The sequence below is a fragment of the Pseudarthrobacter sp. MOO14 genome, from assembly GCF_058267675.1.
The window spans coordinates 3,884,502-3,899,760 of record NZ_CM177849.1 but is presented as its reverse complement, the minus strand read 5'-3'; the positions used below and the strand labels follow the sequence as shown (position 1 = coordinate 3,899,760).

Here is a 15,259-nt window from a genome sequence, read left to right as displayed (position 1 = left end):
TTACCCGAAAGTAACAACCTACGTTGGCGTAGCCATTGAAGCGGAAGGCAGGATAGGACAGTGACTGACGCAAGTGCCATCCAGACCCCGTCCGTGCACCCCGGTTCCCACCCCTGGAGCCGGTACGTGGCGATGGGCGATTCCTTTACCGAGGGCATCGGCGACCCCGAGCCCGCAAGCCCCGGAGGCCACCGCGGCTGGGCCGACCGGGTGGCCGAAGAACTGGGCCGCACCAAGCCGGACTTCGCCTACGCCAACCTCGCCGTCAGGGGCCGGCTCCTGCAGCAGATCGTGGACCAGCAGCTGGCCCCGGCCCTGGCCCTGAAGCCGGACCTGGTCACCTTGTCAGCAGGCGGCAACGACCTCATCCGCCCGGGCGGCGACCCCGACGCACTGGCCGAAAAGCTCGATTCCGTGGTCCAGATCCTGTCCATGGGCGGCGCCACCGTGGTCTTGTTCAACGGTCCGGACACAGGCTCCTCGGTCCTGGGCAGGATCCGGAGCAAGGTGGCCATTTATAACGAGAACCTGCGGACTGTCGCGGCCCGGCACGACGCCGTCATCGCCGACATGTGGTCCCTCCGGCAACTGAGCGATCCGCAGATGTGGGACCAGGACAGGCTGCACTTCTCCCCGTTGGGGCACCACACCATCGCGGCCATGGTGCTGGATTCTCTTAACGTTGAACATTCGCTGGAACCCCTCCAGCCCAAGGATCTGCCGCCCCGGACCTGGCGCGAGGCAAGGACCGGGGACTTGGTGTGGGCGCGCGAATACTTCGTGCCCTGGGTCCTGCGCCGGCTCCGGCACCAGTCCTCCGGTGACGGCGTCACGGCGAAACGGCCGACGCCGGGTCCCGTCTTTGGCCCGGGCGTTCCGTTGGGGTCCGGCGAGGGTCCGCTGGGAACCTCGGAACCCAGCCGCCGGTAGGACCGCACGGGGTTACGCTGGAGGGACAACCTTTGAGAGGCGCGGCACCGTGAGCAGCTTGTTTTTGTGGATCATCATCCTGTCCTTCGTTGTCCCCATGGCCATGCGGATGTACCGGCGGTCCATGGCACGGCGGGACCGGGACCAAGGCTTGCCGGGCCAGTACCCTGGCCAGTTTCCGGGACAGTACGGGCCTGGCGGGTTCCCCGGGTCCGGCCAGTTTCCCGGGTCCGCGGGGCCGCAGAGCAACCAGCCCCGCGACGGCTACACCCAGCAGGACTACTACTCCGGCGGCTTCCGCCAGCCCACCCCGGCCGGTGAATCACAGCCACAGCCCTACCAGTACGGGCAGCCCCCCATGCCGGACCCCCGCTACGGCGCGCCCCAGGAACCGCCGTTCCAGCAGTTCCCGGGCCAGCAGTTCCCCGGCCAGCAGTTCCCGGGCCAGCAGGGTCTGGGCCAGCAGTTCCCCGGCCAGCAGCAGGGTACCGGCCACACGCCGGCCGGCCCGCCTCCAGGCCCGGCCGTTCCCCCGCCGGGAGCGCCCCAGGGATTCCGTGCCCGGAAGCTCGCAGAACTGGACCAGCAGTACAGCAACGGCGAAATGTCCATGGAGGACTACATGAAGCGCCGCAGCGACATCATGAACGGCTGAGCCCCAGCCGCCGCCACGCCTCAAGCCCGGAAGAGCCGCCTGACCACCTGCCCGGACGCCAGCGCATCCAGGCCTTCATTGACGTCCGCCAGCGGCCGGGTATCGGTGTGCAGCAGTTCCACCGGAAGCCTGCCTTCCCGCCAGTAGCCCAGGTACGCCGGGATGTCTCGGCGGGGAACCGCGTCGCCCATGTAGGAGCCGAGGAGCCGTTTGCCCGCGCCTGCGAACTGCAGTGCCGGAACGGACAGTTCAGCAGACGGATGGGGCAGTCCCACCGAGACAACCGCGCCGCCCCGCGTCACCAGATCAAGGCACGTTGCGATCACGCCGGCCAAGCCGACTGCTTCGACGGCCACATCCACCCCGTCACCGGCAGCCTCGGCCACAAGACGGGCCGCATCCGCAGGCGTTCCCACCGCCGTGGCACCGGCGTCCAGGGCCAATGGGTGCTTGCCCGGATTCGGATCGATGGCTATCACTCCGGCGGCCCCGGCGAGGCGGGCCGCCATGACGGCCGATAAGCCTACTGCGCCGATGCCGAAGACAGCCACGGACTGTCCCGGACTGACGCCTGCCGTATTGAGCACGGCCCCCATTCCGGTGAGCACGGCGCAACCAAACATCGCCGCGACGGTGTCCGGGACGTCGTCGTCAATCACCACCACCGACTCCCGCGCCACCACGGCGTAATCCGCAAACGCCGAGACGCCCAAATGGTGGTTGATGCGCTCCCCCCCCGGCGTGCGCAGCAAGGCCGGCCCATGCAGCAGGTCACCGGAGCCGTTGACCTCCGCAGCGCGGTGGCAAAGCGCGGGCCTCCCGGCCCGGCAGGCCCGGCAATGGCCGCAACTGGGCACGAAAACGAGCACCACGTGGTCTCCCACGGACACATCGGCTACCCCGTCGCCCACGGACACCACCCGCCCCACCGCCTCGTGGCCCAATGCCATCGGAAGCGGCCGGACCCTGGAGCCGTCCACCACGGACAGGTCCGAATGGCACAGGCTCGAATAGGTGATGGCAACCCCAAGCTCACCGGCGCGCGGCTGCGGTTGGTCCAGTTCCTGCACGACCAATGGTTTCGCGTCAGCGTAGGCGGGCTTTCCCGGTGCCTGTCCGGCGGCGGGAACGGTCGAATACAGGACGGCTGCCTTCATGACACGATCATGCCGTACTTCCACCCCGGGCCTGCCGCACTGTGGCACCGCGGCGTCCACCGGCAGCGTGCACCGGAAGCACCGCAGGGCAGCAGCCGGCCGCTGCCGGGACGGGCACAGCTAGGCCAGGAACGTCGTCCGGAGCTGGTTCCCCAGCTGTCCGATCTCGGTCAGGAAGCCGTCATGGCCTATCGGTGCCGAGATCATATGCACGTCAACCTCACCCGGCAGGGCCTGGGCCAATTCGCGGGACTGGGACGGGAAGTAGAGCCGGTCGGAGTCCACGGCGGCAACGAAGAACCGGGCGGTGGCGGATGCCAGGGTCTCGGCCAGCGGCCCGCGGCCACGGCAGACATCGTGGCTCATCAACGCCTCGGTGAGGGCGATATAGCTGTTGGCGTCGAACCGGCGGACGAGCTTCCTGCCCTGGTGGTCCAGATAGCTTTCCACTTGGTAGCGTCCGCGGTTTGCCAGCAGTCCGCCGTGCAGGGGCGACTCGGGAGCCTGGGGTTCCCGGCCGAAGCGCCCTTCCAGTTCCGCGGCGGACCGGTACGTGATGTGGGCGATCCGCCGTGCCAGGGCCAGTCCGTCTTCCGGACACGGTCCGCCGTAGTAGTCGCCGCCGTTGAAGTTCGGATCCTGGCGGATGGCCAGGGTCTGGGCCTGGGCGAAAGCGATCTGTTCAGCCGTGCTGGCAGCGCCGACCGAGATGACGGCGCAGCGCTGCACCCGGCCAGGGTAGGTCACCGCCCACTCCAGGGCGCGGGCACCCCCCATGGAACCCCCAAGGACGGCGTACCAGCTCCCGATGCCCAACTGGTCCGCCAGCCGGGCCTCGGCAACAGTGCTGTCCCGCAGGGTGACCAGGGGGAAGCGTGAGCCCCAGGGTGCTCCGTCGGGAGCGGCCGACGACGGGCCCGTGGACCCGTAGCAACCGCCCACAATGTTGACGGACACCACGAAGAACCTGTCCGTATCGACGGGAGCCCCGGGACCGGCCAGCTGTTCCCACCAGCCCTCTTCGTCGGTGTCGCCCCGGGTCACGTGGGTGCTGCCCGTCAGGGCATGCTCGATCAGGATGGCGTTGCTGCCGTCCGCGTTCAGCGTGCCCCAGGTTTCGTACGCCAGGGTGACATCCGGCAGGTAGCCGCCGCCTTCGAGCTCGAGTCCTCCGATGGAGGCGTAGCGGACAACTCCGTGTTCGGGAATGGTGGTACGGGCGACGGTAACCGTCATGGCAAGACCTCTTCTACGCGCTTGCCTGCCGTCATTTGACCGGCAGGCCAGGTCTTCACCCGGGGCACCCCACCGCGGAAGGAGGGTTGCCGGCCAGCAAGCCGGGGCTGTCACTGGCACTCATGACCTGGTTCGAGTGTACGAAACACTCCCCGGTCCAGGCCAAGAGTGTGACTGGTTGTGACTTCCCGGCGCTGCCGGCCGGCAGCGCCCCGGCGTGCTGGCGGTCAGGCGTCGGCGCCGCCCTTGGCCGCGCGGAAACCGGCCTCCAGGTCGGCCAGGATGTCGTCGATGTGCTCCAAGCCAACCGACAAGCGGACCAGCCCCGGATTGACGCCGGCCACCACCTGCTGCTCGGGCGAGAGCTGGCTGTGGGTGGTCGACGCCGGGTGGATGACAAGCGAACGGACGTCGCCGATGTTGGCGACGTGCGAGTGCAGTTCCAGGGCGTCGACGAAGCGCTTGCCCGCCTCCGCGCCTCCGGCCAGGTTGAAAGCGACGACGGCGCCGGTCCCCTTGGGCCCGTACTTGCGGCCCCGTTCGTACCAGGGGCTGGACGGCAGCCCCGCGTAGGCGACCGATTCGACGTCGTCCCTTCCCTCCAGCCAGCGCGCCACCTCCGTGGCGTTGGAAACGTGCCGTTCCACCCGCAGGCTCAGCGTTTCCAGGCCCTGCGAAATCAGGAAGGCGTTGAAGGGCGAAACCGCCGAGCCAAGGTCGCGCAGCAACTGGACACGGGCTTTGAGGATGTAGGAAAGGTTGGCGCCCAGTGCGCCACCCTCGCCAAGGTCCCGGGCGTAGACCAGCCCGTTGTAGGTGGGATCCGGGGTGTTGAAACCGGGGAACCGGTCGGGGTCCTTGCCGAAATCGAACTTGCCGGAGTCGACGATGACGCCGGCAATCGCCGAGCCATGACCGCCCAGGTACTTGGTGGCGGAGTGGATCACGATGTCCGCACCCCACTCCAGCGGCCGGATCAGGTAGGGCGTGGACAGGGTGTTGTCCACGATCAGGGGAACGCCGGCGTCGTGGGCCACCTGGGAGATGCCTTCGATGTCCAGGACGTCCTGGCGCGGGTTGGATACCACCTCGCCAAAGAACAGTTTGGTGTTGGGCTGAACGGCATTCCGCCACTGATCCAGGTTGTCCGGATCTTCCACGAAGGTGACCGCGATGCCGAACTTCTTCAGGGTGTGGGCGAACAGGTTGTAGGTGCCGCCGTACAGGCTGGGGCTGGCCACGATGTGGTCCCCGGCCTCGGCGATATTCAGGACGGCGAAGGTCTCCGCGGCCTGCCCCGAGCTCAGCAGCAAAGCGGCCAGGCCACCTTCGAGGCTGGCGATCCGCTGCTCCACCGCGTCCTGGGTGGGGTTGCCGATGCGGGTGTAGATCGGCGCCAGTTCGGCCAGCGCAAAACGGTTGGCTGCGCTCTCGGCGCTCGGGAACACGAAGGACGTGGTCTGGTAGATGGGAAGGGCGCGGGCCCCGGTGGCGCTGTCAGGCTCCTGGCCTGCATGGATCTGGCGGGTTTCGAAGGACCATCCGTTGGACATCTCAGTCTCCTATGACATGGGCCCGGCATGCTGGGAGCACCACGGGCCGCGCTTGCTTCCGGCAATTGCCGGACAGCCTGGTCCTCACCCGGGGCACCCCACCGCGGATGGAGGGTTGCCGGCCAGCGAGCCGGGGCTTAACGCTGGCACTCATGACCTGCGCCCAGTGTAGGAACATCACTCCGGCCGGGACAGCATTGTGACGAACATGGTCTTGCCGCTGTGTGCGGGCCGTGGGGGTCTCAGCCGACGGGCGGGGGACGGATCCGGGCGCGATGGCAGTCCGATGTGGAGGTTTTCCAAGGTTCCACAAATAATGCGAAGGATCGCCCGAGGTTTGGCCGCCAGCCGTCCTGGCCCGGATACCGTGGAAGCCGGACGACGTTATCCCGTCGCCCCCCAACCACGCACAAAGGAATTCGATTCCGTTGCCCCAGTCTTTGCGCCTGGCCCTTGCCGCCGCACTGTTGTCCGCCGTCGCCTTCTGCTCAAGCGGTACACCAGTGCAAGCCTCGGCGCCGCCAGCGGCAGCCACCGCGCCCGCCGCCGCTCCCTCGTCCGCTCCCGACAGCCCCAATGGCCGCTACCTGGTCCAGTTCCCGGCGGGAACTGACGTCCCAACGGCGGCGCGCAACCTTCGTTCCCAGGGGGTCGCCGTCGACCACACGTTCAGCAAGGCCCTGCACGGAGCGGCGATCAAAGCCACGGCGGCGCAAGCCGCCGCACTGCTGCGGTCCGGCAAGGCAACAGCCGTGGAACCCGATGCGGTATCGACGATTTCCGCCACGGAAAAACCCGCGCCCTGGGGTCTTGACCGGCTGGACCAGCAGGCGTTGCCACTGTCCGGCGCCTACACGTATGACGCTTCCGGCCTCGGTGTCCGCGCCTATGTGGTTGACACCGGAGTTCTCGCCTCGAACGTGGATTTCGGCGGACGGGTTGCCGCGGGATGGACGGCACTTTCCGACGGCGGCGGGACAAGTGACTGCAACGGACACGGCACCCACGTTTCGGGGATCATCGCCGGAACCGTCTACGGCGTGGCCAAATCCGCCACGATCGTGCCCGTGCGGACCTTGGCCTGCGACGGGTCCGGCTACTACTCGGACATCATCGCCGGACTCGACTGGATTGCCGGGGACCATGCCGCAGGAACTCCGGCCGTGGTGAACATGAGCCTTGGCGGACCGGTCAGCAGCCTCCTTGACACCGCAGTCCAGAATGTCGTCGACGATGGAATTTCCGTCGTCGTCGCGGCCGGGAATTCGGCCACGGATGCCTGCACGTCCTCGCCCGCCCGGGTCCCGTCCGCCTTGACGGTGGCCGCGAGCGACTCCTCGGACCACCAGGCCTCGTTCTCCAACTACGGCCAGTGCGTGGACCTTTACGCCCCGGGGGTGGCCGTTACCTCCACCTGGAACACGTCGTCGACGGCCACGGCAGCGCTGAGCGGGACCTCCATGGCCTCACCGCACGTTGCCGGCACGGCAGCCCTCATCCTCTCCCGGCACCCGCTCTTCACGCCTGCGCAGGTCACGGACACCGTCCTGTCGACGGCTGTTCCGGGAACCATCGCCGGTGCCGGCGCCGGAACGCCAAACAAACTGCTGCACGTGCCTGCCAGCCCGCGCCTGCCGGGGGCATTCTCGTCGCAGGCGCCCTTCCGGCAGCTGGACACCCGCTACGGCACCGGCGGAGCCAGCGGCCCCGTCGCACCCGGAGCCACCATCCGCGTCTCCGTCACCGGCCACGGCGGCATCCCCACCACCGGAGTCTCCGCCGTCGCCGTCAACGTCACCGTCACCTCACCCACCAGATTCGGCAACATCACCGTCCACGCCGGCGGCACCCCCACCCCCGGAACCTCCAACCTCAACTTCAACACCGACCAAACCACCCCCAACCTGGTCATCACCCCCGTTGCCGCCGACGGAACCATCGCCCTGACCAACAACTCCGCCGGCACCGTCCAACTCATCGCCGACACCTTCGGCTACTACATCGCAGGGGCCCCGGTAGACCCTGGCACCTTCTCGTCGCAGGCGCCCTTCCGGCAGCTGGACACCCGCTACGGCACCGGCGGCATCAGCGGCCCCGTCGCACCCGGAGCCACCATCCGCGTCCCCGTCACCGGCCACGGCGGCATCCCCACCACCGGAGTCTCCGCCGTCGCCGTCAACGTCACCGTCACCTCACCCACCAGATTCGGCAACATCACCGTCCACGCCGGCGGCACCCCCACCCCCGGAACCTCCAACCTCAACTTCAACACCGACCAAACCACCCCCAACCTGGTCATCACCCCCGTTGCCGCCGACGGAACCATCGCCCTGACCAACAACTCCGCCGGCACCGTCCAACTCATCGCCGACACCTTCGGCTACTACATCGCAGGGGCCCCGGTAGACCCTGGCACCTTCTCGTCGCAGGCGCCCTTCCGGCAGCTGGACACCCGCTACGGCACCGGCGGCATCAGCGGCCCCGTCGCACCCGGAGCCACCATCCGCGTCCCCGTCACCGGCCACGGCGGCATCCCCACCACCGGAGTCTCCGCCGTCGCCGTCAACGTCACCGCCACCTCACCCACCAGCTTCGGCAACATCACCGTCCACGCCGGCGGCACCCCCACCCCCGGAACCTCCAACCTGAACTTCAACACCGACCAAACCACCCCCAACCTGGTCATCACCCCCGTCGCCGCCGACGGAACCATCGCCCTGACCAACAACTCCGCCGGCACCGTCCAACTCATCGCCGACACCTTCGGCTACTACATCGCAAGCTGAACCCGACCTGCCGGGGGCTTCTTCAACCACTGCCAGGGACGCAAATCCAAGTAAGGGCACCCTTAGCTGAGAGCCCGATCACAAAGTGCCAAGATGTTGCCATGCGCATGGATCACGTCTCTTACGCCTGTGAACACGATGGCCTCGCGGCCACTACCGAACGTATTTCAACTGCCCTCGGCGTTGAGGCAGTGAAGGGCGGGGTCCACCCCCGGTTCGGCACCCGGAATATGATCATCCCCCTCGCCGGGCACAAATACCTCGAAGTTGTGGAGGTCCTGGACCACCCGGCTTCGGACAAAGCACCGTTCGGACAGGCAGTTCGTGCCCGTTCCGCTGCGGGCGGCGGCTGGATGGGCTGGTGCGTTGAAGTGGACGACCTTGCCCCGTTCGAGGAACGGCTGGGCCGAGCTGCCGTAAACGGCAACCGCAAGTTCCCGGATGGCCGCGAACTCGTGTGGAAGCAGATAGGCATCCTGGGCCTTATTGCAGACCCCCAGGTCCCCTACATGCTCAAATGGGAAGGCGACCCGTCCCTGCACCCCTCCAATGCCTACGAGAGCAACCTCAAGATGAGCTGCCTGACCATTGCCGGCTCCGCGTCGCGGGTGACCGAGTGGCTGGGCGAGCCGGTGGAGAAGCCGCTTGAAGACGTTGCGGTCGAGTGGGTAGCGCCGCACGGCACTCCCGGCATTCTGTCCGTCACATTTGAAACCGCCAACGGGGCCGTCACCATCTGACCATCCCTCGCGCTCTCCGGCTTAGTTCCGGAGAGGGCCTTATAAGCGTGCGCCCAAAAGCTTCGGCCGCCATCGGGTGGTGACAACGGCGTCACCACCCGATGGCGGCCGAATTCATTTAAGCGTTCCCGGGGAGGATCGCTGAATTATGCGGAAGGGCGCTGAACCACAAGCCTCCTCCATAAATGTCGGACCCTGGTTGGATGATTTCTTTATGGGAATCGGTACTGATCTGGCGGTGGTGATGGAGGGTGTTTCTGCCTCTGTTGCTGCCCTGGATGCACTGGTTCTGAGGGATGTTTCCCTCGCTGCCGGTCCCGGCACTGGCGCGGATGTGGACGTGCTTCAGCGGCGGTATGGGCTGTGCCTGGAACGGCTGGAGCTGGTGGCCCGGTTGGAGGCTCAGCTGGCGGCGGTGAAAGCCCAAGACGTGGCGGATGCCGTTGACATCCAGCATGCTTTGCTTCCGCCGGACGCCCCGGTGGATGAGCGCACGTTCGCGGAGATGTCCGCGGTGGAGGAGATCGCCGGGATCCTCACCATCAGCTCCGCCGCCGGGGCGCTGGTGGAGCAGTCCCGGCGGGTCTGTTCACTGCCACCGGTGTTCGAAGCCTTGGCTGCGGGTGGGGTGTCGTGGCAGCACGCCCGGATCGTGGCCGACGAAACCGAAGGACTGACCCCTGCAGGGGCGGCCGGCCTGGTGGCGCACTTCTTCGACCCTGACGCGCCCAACCCGGCCCGGGGCGCCGCACCCGGTGACCTTGTCCCGTCCCGGTTCCGGGCGAAGGTCCGGGCCTGGCGGGAACGCCACCACCCCGAAACCCTGGAAAAACGCCATGCCAAGGGGGTGGCGGACCGGCGGATGGATTACGCCCCGGACCGCGACGGGATGGCCTGGCTCTCGTTCTACCTGCCCGGGGACACCGCATGCGCGATCTGGAACCGCAGCACCGCCACCGCCCGCGGCCTCCAAAACCCCGACGAGCCCCGCACCCTCACCCAGCTCCGCGCCGACGTCGCCGCCTCACTCCTCCTCGGCGCCAGACTGCAGCCCACCACCACCCCCAACGGCCGCACCAGCCTGTCCCTCGGGGCCGGAACCAGCCCCACCGGTGGCACCGAACCTCCGCACCAGCCTGACACCTGCCGCGCCACCGGCCCGGGCAGCTTCACCGATGCGGGAACCGCCGGCGGGCTTGGCAAGATCCCCACACCCCGGGCGGATGTCCTGGTCACGGTCCCGGTGTTCTCGCTGCTCGGCCTCACCGAGGAACCCGCGCTGCTGGACGGATTCGGACCGATCCCGGCATCCATGGCGCGCAAGCTCGTCGCCGGCGGCGCGGAATCCTTCTACCGGGTCCTCACCGACCCCCGCGACGGGGCACCCCTGGAAATCGGCCGCACCCGCTACCGGCTCCCCGAAACCATCAAACAATGGATCCGGCTACGGGACCGCACGTGCACCTTCCCCGGCTGCACCAACCACACCCCCGACAACGACACCGACCACCTCACCCCCTGGCACCACGGCGGCACCACCGACGCCCAGAACCTCGCCCAACTCTGCCCCAAACACCACCGACTCAAACACCACACCACCTGGACCCCCGACCCGGCCACACGGAATGAACCACCCGGCTGGACCTCACCCACCGGCCGACACTACAAACCCGAACAACACGACCCCCAACCAACCCACTGGCCACCAGGAACCCTGCCACGTGCCGAAGTTCAAGCGTGGCCGGCTCTGGAGACGGAGGATCCGGAAACGGAGGAGCCTGACGGAAACAACCTGCTGGATCCCGACGAGCTTTGCGCGACTGATGCCCTCTGGGACGACTTCTACGCAAAACCCTTCGTGTTGCCACCGGACCCGCAAGCACAGTGGCCCTTGCTGTTGTCGCTGATGTGACAGCACATGTACGGGTTGAGCCGCCGAGGCTAATTCCCCACTCCTACCCCAACCCCACGGCCTTGCCAAAGAGACTGAAGCCGACGAACGCCACGATGTCCAGCAGCGCGTGGGCGATGACCAGCGGCATGACGCGGCGGGTTCGGGTGTACAGCCAGGCGAAAACCACCCCCATGATCGCGTTGCCGATAAATGGCCCGAAACCCTGGTAGAGGTGATAGCTGCCGCGGAGCACCGAACTGACGGCGATAGCGAGAGGCGTGCTCCAACCGAATTTGCCGAAGCGGTCCAAGAGGTAGCCCACCACAATGACTTCTTCCAGGACCGCGTGCCGGATCGCGGACAGGATCAGGACCGGCACCGTCCACCAGTAGGCGTCGAGCGCACTGGGAATGATCGCCGTCGTGATTCCCAACGCGCGGCCGGCGGCGTACAGCCCCAGCGACGGGATCCCGATCAGGGCCGCCAGCCCCAGGCCCTGCAGCAGGTCCCTTCCGGGCCGCGCAAAGTTGAACCCAAGCTTCCGGAACGCCGAACCTGATGAACCGGCGTCGCCCGGGGCGGCCTGGCGCTGGTCCGTGAGGAAGTAGAGGACCAGCAGCACGGGAACCAGCGCAAAGATGATGTCCAGCAACTGGTAGGTCAGGTCAAAGTACTCCCGCGTACTCTGCGACCGGTTCAGGGTGGAGGTTCCCTCCGCCAGTGGCGCACGGGTCATCTTATCCAGCAGCTGCACCACAGAGTACACAGCCGACTGGCCGAGTGAAAGGCCCAGAACGATCCAGACTTCGAGCCGCAGGCGACGGCGGGAGGGAACCAGCATGTTCCCATCTTGCCCTCAGTTTCTGGATCCGGGCTGATGGAGCGGCCGGAGGGAACCACAAGCCGGGGCAACACCAAGGATCCAGGCAGCACACCAGAGGGCGCACAGGCCACGCTTACACCAGCTGCCGGGCATCAGGCAGGCGCGATAATAACTTCCGTACCCCGGGCTTCGAAGGCCGCCTTGTCGTGGGCAGAAATGCCGGAATCAGTGATGAGCCGGGTGAAGTCGTAACCGTCCATGGTGGCGAAGGCCCGGACGCCCACCTTGGAAGAGTCGGCCAGGACGTACGAGACGCGGGCCCGGCTGGCGAGCAGCGCATTGACCGAGGCCTCCCCTTCGCCGGTGTTGGTGGGTCCCACCTCGGGGTCGATGCCGTTGACTCCGATGAATGCGATGTCCAGCACCACCTTTTGCATGATGATGTCCGTATAGGGCCCAACCAGCTCGTAGGAGCGGGGGTTGAGGATGCCCCCGGTGACCATGACTTTGATGTTGGGCCGCACCGCGAGCTGGCCGGCGATGTTGATGGCGTTGGTGACCACGGTGAGAGTTGGCTGGTTGGACGGGGCGTTCAGGTCTTCCCGCGTCGCCAGGATCTGCGCCAGGGCTGTGCTGGTGGTGCCCCCGCACAGCCCAATGACTGCTCCAGGCCGGATCAGGGCCGATGCGCACTGCGCGATTTGTTCCTTGGCCTCTGCGTGGTCGTCACGGTTGTAGCGTCCGGGCAGGTCGTAGGCCAAGGCACCGGTAGTGGCGCCGCCGCGGGTCCGGGTCAGCAGCCGCCGCTTGGCAAGGCTGTCCAGGTCGCGGCGGGCAGTGGCCGGCGAAACATTCAGGCTGCTGACGATCTCGTCAACTTCCACTTGGCCGGTCCTGGCCAAGAGGTCAAGAATGGCCGTCAGCCGGTCTGTGCGCGTCATGCAGGGGGGCCTTTCAGTACACCAGCCACCCTATCGGATGACGTTTTCTGATTGTAACCCCGGGTGAACAATCAAGAAGAATCACTTAACCGGCAATCTTTACCGAGCCCGCACTCCGGCACGCCACACAGCGTACGTCAGCGGCATGCCCGGGCGGTAAGCGAGGTGGGTGGCGGAGGGTGCGTTGAGCAGGTGGAGGTCGGCCCGGTGGCCGACGGCGATCGATCCTACGGCCCGCTCGCCGTCCGCGTCACGCCCCACCTCCCGGTGCAGCGCCAAGGCACCGCCATAGGTGGCAGCACGGACGGCCTCGTGCACGCTCAGGTGCATCTGGAGAACGGCAGTGGTCACGCAAAATGCCATGGAACTGGTGTAGGACGTGCCCGGATTGCAGTTGGAGGCCAACGCCACCTGGACGCCAGCATCAAGGAGTGCCCGCGCCGGTGCCAGCGGCTGGCGGGTGGACAGGTCGCAAGCGGGCAGGCAGGTGGCCACCGTGCCCCGCTCCCCCGTGCCGGTGGCCGGGTCCCACGCGGACCACGAGGCCGCCAGGGCCTTGACGTCCCGCCCGGAAAGGTGGTTCACGTGGTCAACACTGGCAGCGCCCACCTCGACGGCTAATTGGACGCCCGGCCCTTCGCCCAACTGGTTGCCGTGCACGCGCAGGCCGAGCCCGGCGTCGCGGCAGGCCAGGAGCACACGGCGCGACTGCTCGGCAGTGAAGGCACCTTCCTCGCAGAACACGTCCGCCCACTGGACATAGGGCCTGACGGCGGCGAGCATCGGCCCGCAGACCAGGTCCGTGTAGGCCTCGGCATCCTGGCCGGCGGGAACCAGATGGGCACCAAGGTAAGTCACCTGGTCTGCCACTGTGGATGCGATCCGGGCGCTCCTGGCCTCATTCTCAATGTCCAGGCCGTACCCGGTCTTCGTCTCCAGGTAGGTGGTCCCCTGCGAGACGGCCTCAGCCACCCGGCCCATGGCCAGGCGCGTGAGATCAAAATCGGATGTGGCCCGGGTGGCCTTCATGGTAACGGCGATGCCGCCGGCAGCGTAGGCCTCACCGGCCATCCTGGCTTCGAACTCGGCGGTGCGGTCCCCGGCAAACAGCAAGTGGCTGTGGGAGTCCACCCATCCCGGCAGCATGGCCCGCCCGCCGGCATCGACGGCGTCGTCCGCGGCAGGTGCATCGGCCGCCGCGCCGATCCACGAGATCCGTTCCCCATCCACCACCACGGCGGCGTCCCGCAGGACCCGGTGCTCAAGGTCCTGCGTCATCAGCTCGGCGATATTGGTGATCAGGGTGCTCATGGGACCATTCTTCAGCGTCGAACGGACCAGCGTGTGGCAGCCAGTGCCTCCACTGTCCGGGATGCCGGACCCGCCCCGCCTGCGCCGCCGCCGCCGGATTGCCCGGCAAGGATCTGGGTGGCTGCAAACTCGGCCATAGCTGCGGAGGTCTGGAATCCGTAGCCGCCCTGCCCTGCGAGCCAGTAGAACCCCGGCGCTTCGGCGTCGAAGCCCGCCACCGGCACCCCGTCGGCCGCTTCGGTGCGCAGGCCCGTCCACGCACGCCGGATGTGGGTGATCCCGAGGCCGGTGGCGGAGTTCAGCATGGCCACCAAGCGTTCCACGTCGCCTGGCCGCGGACGCGCATCCTCGGGGCCGCTGGGCACCGTTTCGGACGGAGAAATCAGTACATCCTGGCCGTCCGGCCGGAAATAGAAGGAATTGTCCGCGGCGGCCACCATGGGGCTGTGTTCAGGCAGGGAGCGTTCGACGGCGGCAATCGCCGCAGTGCGCCGGTACGGCTGGAGTCCGAGCTTCTCGACGCCGCTGATCACGGCTAGTTCGTCGGCCCAGGCACCCGCCGCGTTGACCAGGACCCCGGCCTCAAAGCCTTCGCTTCCGGCGCCCACCTGCCACCCCGAGCCCTGCCGCTGGGCCGAGTGGACGCGGGCGCCCGTGATGATGTCCGCCCCGGCAGCGAGCGCCCTCTCGCGGTGATCCGCCAGCAGGACAGGGGCGTTGCATCCGAAGGAACCAGTGTCCAGCCCTGCGGCGGTAAACGTTCCCGGCAAGAGCGCCGGGCAGAGCTCGAGGGCACGGTCCACCGTGATCGGCTGCATGTGTCCGCTCGCCTCGGATGCCACATCCGGCTCCGAGCCGATCAACATGAAACTGCGCGGCGCCAGAACCGGTTCGGGCAGTTCCCTGTCGCGGGCGGCAAGCAGTTCGAGGGTCCGGACGGTGAGTTCCTGCACCACGGGAGGCCCGTAACTGGGGATGAGCTGGCGGGCGGAGCGGGAGGACGTGTGGTACGCCAGTTCCTGCTCCGCCTCCACCAGCGCAACGCTGCAACGCCCCGCCAGCGCGGACGCCAGGGACAGGCCGGCGATGCCGCCGCCTACGATCAGGACATCGTAATGTGCTGCCATTGGTCCATCCTCGCAGAGTTCATGCCGGGCGGGGGTTTATGCCGGGCGGAGTTCAGGCCACGCATGGGTCCATGCCGGGCGCGCGTTCAGGCCAGCCGGCGCTGCC

Annotated in this window: 12 protein-coding genes and 2 riboswitches; of the genes, 5 read left to right on the top strand and 7 right to left on the bottom strand. The window is 67.5% G+C overall.

Features of this window, described 5'->3' with window-relative positions; all coding sequences use genetic code 11:
* Window positions 1-60: 60 nt before the first annotated feature.
* Both AC4EEV_RS17900 and AC4EEV_RS17895 read left to right on the top strand, forming a co-directional pair.
* Window positions 61-930 carry an SGNH/GDSL hydrolase family protein gene (locus AC4EEV_RS17900; protein WP_018763402.1) on the top strand — a complete coding sequence of 290 codons (870 nt, stop codon included), beginning with the start codon at window positions 61-63 and terminating at the stop codon, window positions 928-930.
* 49 nt (window positions 931-979) lie between these two features.
* Window positions 980-1,585: a hypothetical protein gene (locus AC4EEV_RS17895; protein ID WP_491329629.1), complete on the top strand. Its 606-nt coding sequence runs from the start codon at window positions 980-982 to the stop codon at window positions 1,583-1,585.
* 20 nt (window positions 1,586-1,605) lie between these two features.
* Here AC4EEV_RS17895 and AC4EEV_RS17890 read toward each other — a convergent pair whose 3' ends face one another.
* The 3 genes from AC4EEV_RS17890 to AC4EEV_RS17880 all read right to left on the bottom strand — a co-directional run bounded on the left by AC4EEV_RS17890 (window position 1,606) and on the right by AC4EEV_RS17880 (window position 5,531).
* Entirely contained in the window at window positions 1,606-2,742 is a 1,137-nt protein-coding gene (locus tag AC4EEV_RS17890; protein ID WP_491329628.1) for an alcohol dehydrogenase catalytic domain-containing protein, read from the bottom strand.
* A 120-nt stretch (window positions 2,743-2,862) separates the two neighbouring features.
* On the bottom strand, window positions 2,863-3,978 hold the full coding sequence (metX, locus tag AC4EEV_RS17885; RefSeq protein WP_491329627.1) for a homoserine O-acetyltransferase MetX: 1,116 nt from the start codon (window positions 3,976-3,978) through the stop codon (window positions 2,863-2,865).
* Between the two features lie 12 nt (window positions 3,979-3,990).
* Window positions 3,991-4,106, bottom strand: a riboswitch (SAM riboswitch).
* 99 nt (window positions 4,107-4,205) lie between these two features.
* On the bottom strand, window positions 4,206-5,531 hold the full coding sequence (locus AC4EEV_RS17880; RefSeq protein WP_018763399.1) for a bifunctional o-acetylhomoserine/o-acetylserine sulfhydrylase: 1,326 nt from the start codon (window positions 5,529-5,531) through the stop codon (window positions 4,206-4,208).
* A 43-nt stretch (window positions 5,532-5,574) separates the two neighbouring features.
* Window positions 5,575-5,689: riboswitch (SAM riboswitch) on the bottom strand.
* Window positions 5,690-5,959: 270 nt separating this feature from the next.
* Here AC4EEV_RS17880 and AC4EEV_RS17875 point away from each other — a divergent pair.
* From AC4EEV_RS17875 to AC4EEV_RS17865, 3 genes are all read left to right on the top strand, one after another.
* Window positions 5,960-8,317 (top strand): S8 family peptidase, encoded by a 2,358-nt coding sequence (locus AC4EEV_RS17875; protein WP_491329626.1) that lies wholly within the window; start codon window positions 5,960-5,962, stop codon window positions 8,315-8,317.
* A 101-nt stretch (window positions 8,318-8,418) separates the two neighbouring features.
* Complete coding sequence (locus tag AC4EEV_RS17870) at window positions 8,419-9,057, top strand: VOC family protein (RefSeq protein WP_026265047.1); 639 nt, start codon at window positions 8,419-8,421, stop codon at window positions 9,055-9,057.
* Between the two features lie 214 nt (window positions 9,058-9,271).
* A complete protein-coding gene (locus tag AC4EEV_RS17865) occupies window positions 9,272-10,969 on the top strand; it encodes an HNH endonuclease signature motif containing protein (RefSeq protein WP_491329625.1) in 1,698 nt (565 codons plus the stop codon).
* 43 nt (window positions 10,970-11,012) lie between these two features.
* On the opposite strand, the gene AC4EEV_RS17860 is transcribed toward AC4EEV_RS17865, so the two are convergent.
* From AC4EEV_RS17860 to AC4EEV_RS17845, 4 genes are all read right to left on the bottom strand, one after another.
* Complete coding sequence (locus AC4EEV_RS17860; protein WP_491329624.1) at window positions 11,013-11,792, bottom strand: CPBP family intramembrane glutamic endopeptidase; 780 nt, start codon at window positions 11,790-11,792, stop codon at window positions 11,013-11,015.
* Between the two features lie 134 nt (window positions 11,793-11,926).
* Window positions 11,927-12,715 carry a DeoR/GlpR family DNA-binding transcription regulator gene (locus tag AC4EEV_RS17855; RefSeq protein ID WP_018763027.1) on the bottom strand — a complete coding sequence of 263 codons (789 nt, stop codon included), beginning with the start codon at window positions 12,713-12,715 and terminating at the stop codon, window positions 11,927-11,929.
* Between the two features lie 99 nt (window positions 12,716-12,814).
* A complete protein-coding gene (gene hutI / locus AC4EEV_RS17850; protein ID WP_491329623.1) occupies window positions 12,815-14,026 on the bottom strand; it encodes an imidazolonepropionase in 1,212 nt (403 codons plus the stop codon).
* An 11-nt stretch (window positions 14,027-14,037) separates the two neighbouring features.
* On the bottom strand, window positions 14,038-15,153 hold the full coding sequence (locus AC4EEV_RS17845; protein WP_491329622.1) for an NAD(P)/FAD-dependent oxidoreductase: 1,116 nt from the start codon (window positions 15,151-15,153) through the stop codon (window positions 14,038-14,040).
* Between the last annotated feature and the right edge of the window lie 106 nt (window positions 15,154-15,259).

Coding starts and splice junctions, on each gene's coding strand:
- AC4EEV_RS17890 (WP_491329628.1), bottom strand. CDS start 2,742: ATGAAGGCAGCCGTCCTGTATTCGACCGTTCCCGCCGCCGGACAGGCA.
- metX (WP_491329627.1), bottom strand. CDS start 3,978: ATGACGGTTACCGTCGCCCGTACCACCATTCCCGAACACGGAGTTGTC.
- AC4EEV_RS17880 (WP_018763399.1), bottom strand. CDS start 5,531: ATGTCCAACGGATGGTCCTTCGAAACCCGCCAGATCCATGCAGGCCAG.
- AC4EEV_RS17870 (WP_026265047.1), top strand. CDS start 8,419: ATGCGCATGGATCACGTCTCTTACGCCTGTGAACACGATGGCCTCGCG.
- AC4EEV_RS17865 (WP_491329625.1), top strand. CDS start 9,272: ATGGGAATCGGTACTGATCTGGCGGTGGTGATGGAGGGTGTTTCTGCC.
- AC4EEV_RS17860 (WP_491329624.1), bottom strand. CDS start 11,792: ATGCTGGTTCCCTCCCGCCGTCGCCTGCGGCTCGAAGTCTGGATCGTT.
- AC4EEV_RS17855 (WP_018763027.1), bottom strand. CDS start 12,715: ATGACGCGCACAGACCGGCTGACGGCCATTCTTGACCTCTTGGCCAGG.
- hutI (WP_491329623.1), bottom strand. CDS start 14,026: ATGAGCACCCTGATCACCAATATCGCCGAGCTGATGACGCAGGACCTT.
- AC4EEV_RS17845 (WP_491329622.1), bottom strand. CDS start 15,153: ATGGCAGCACATTACGATGTCCTGATCGTAGGCGGCGGCATCGCCGGC.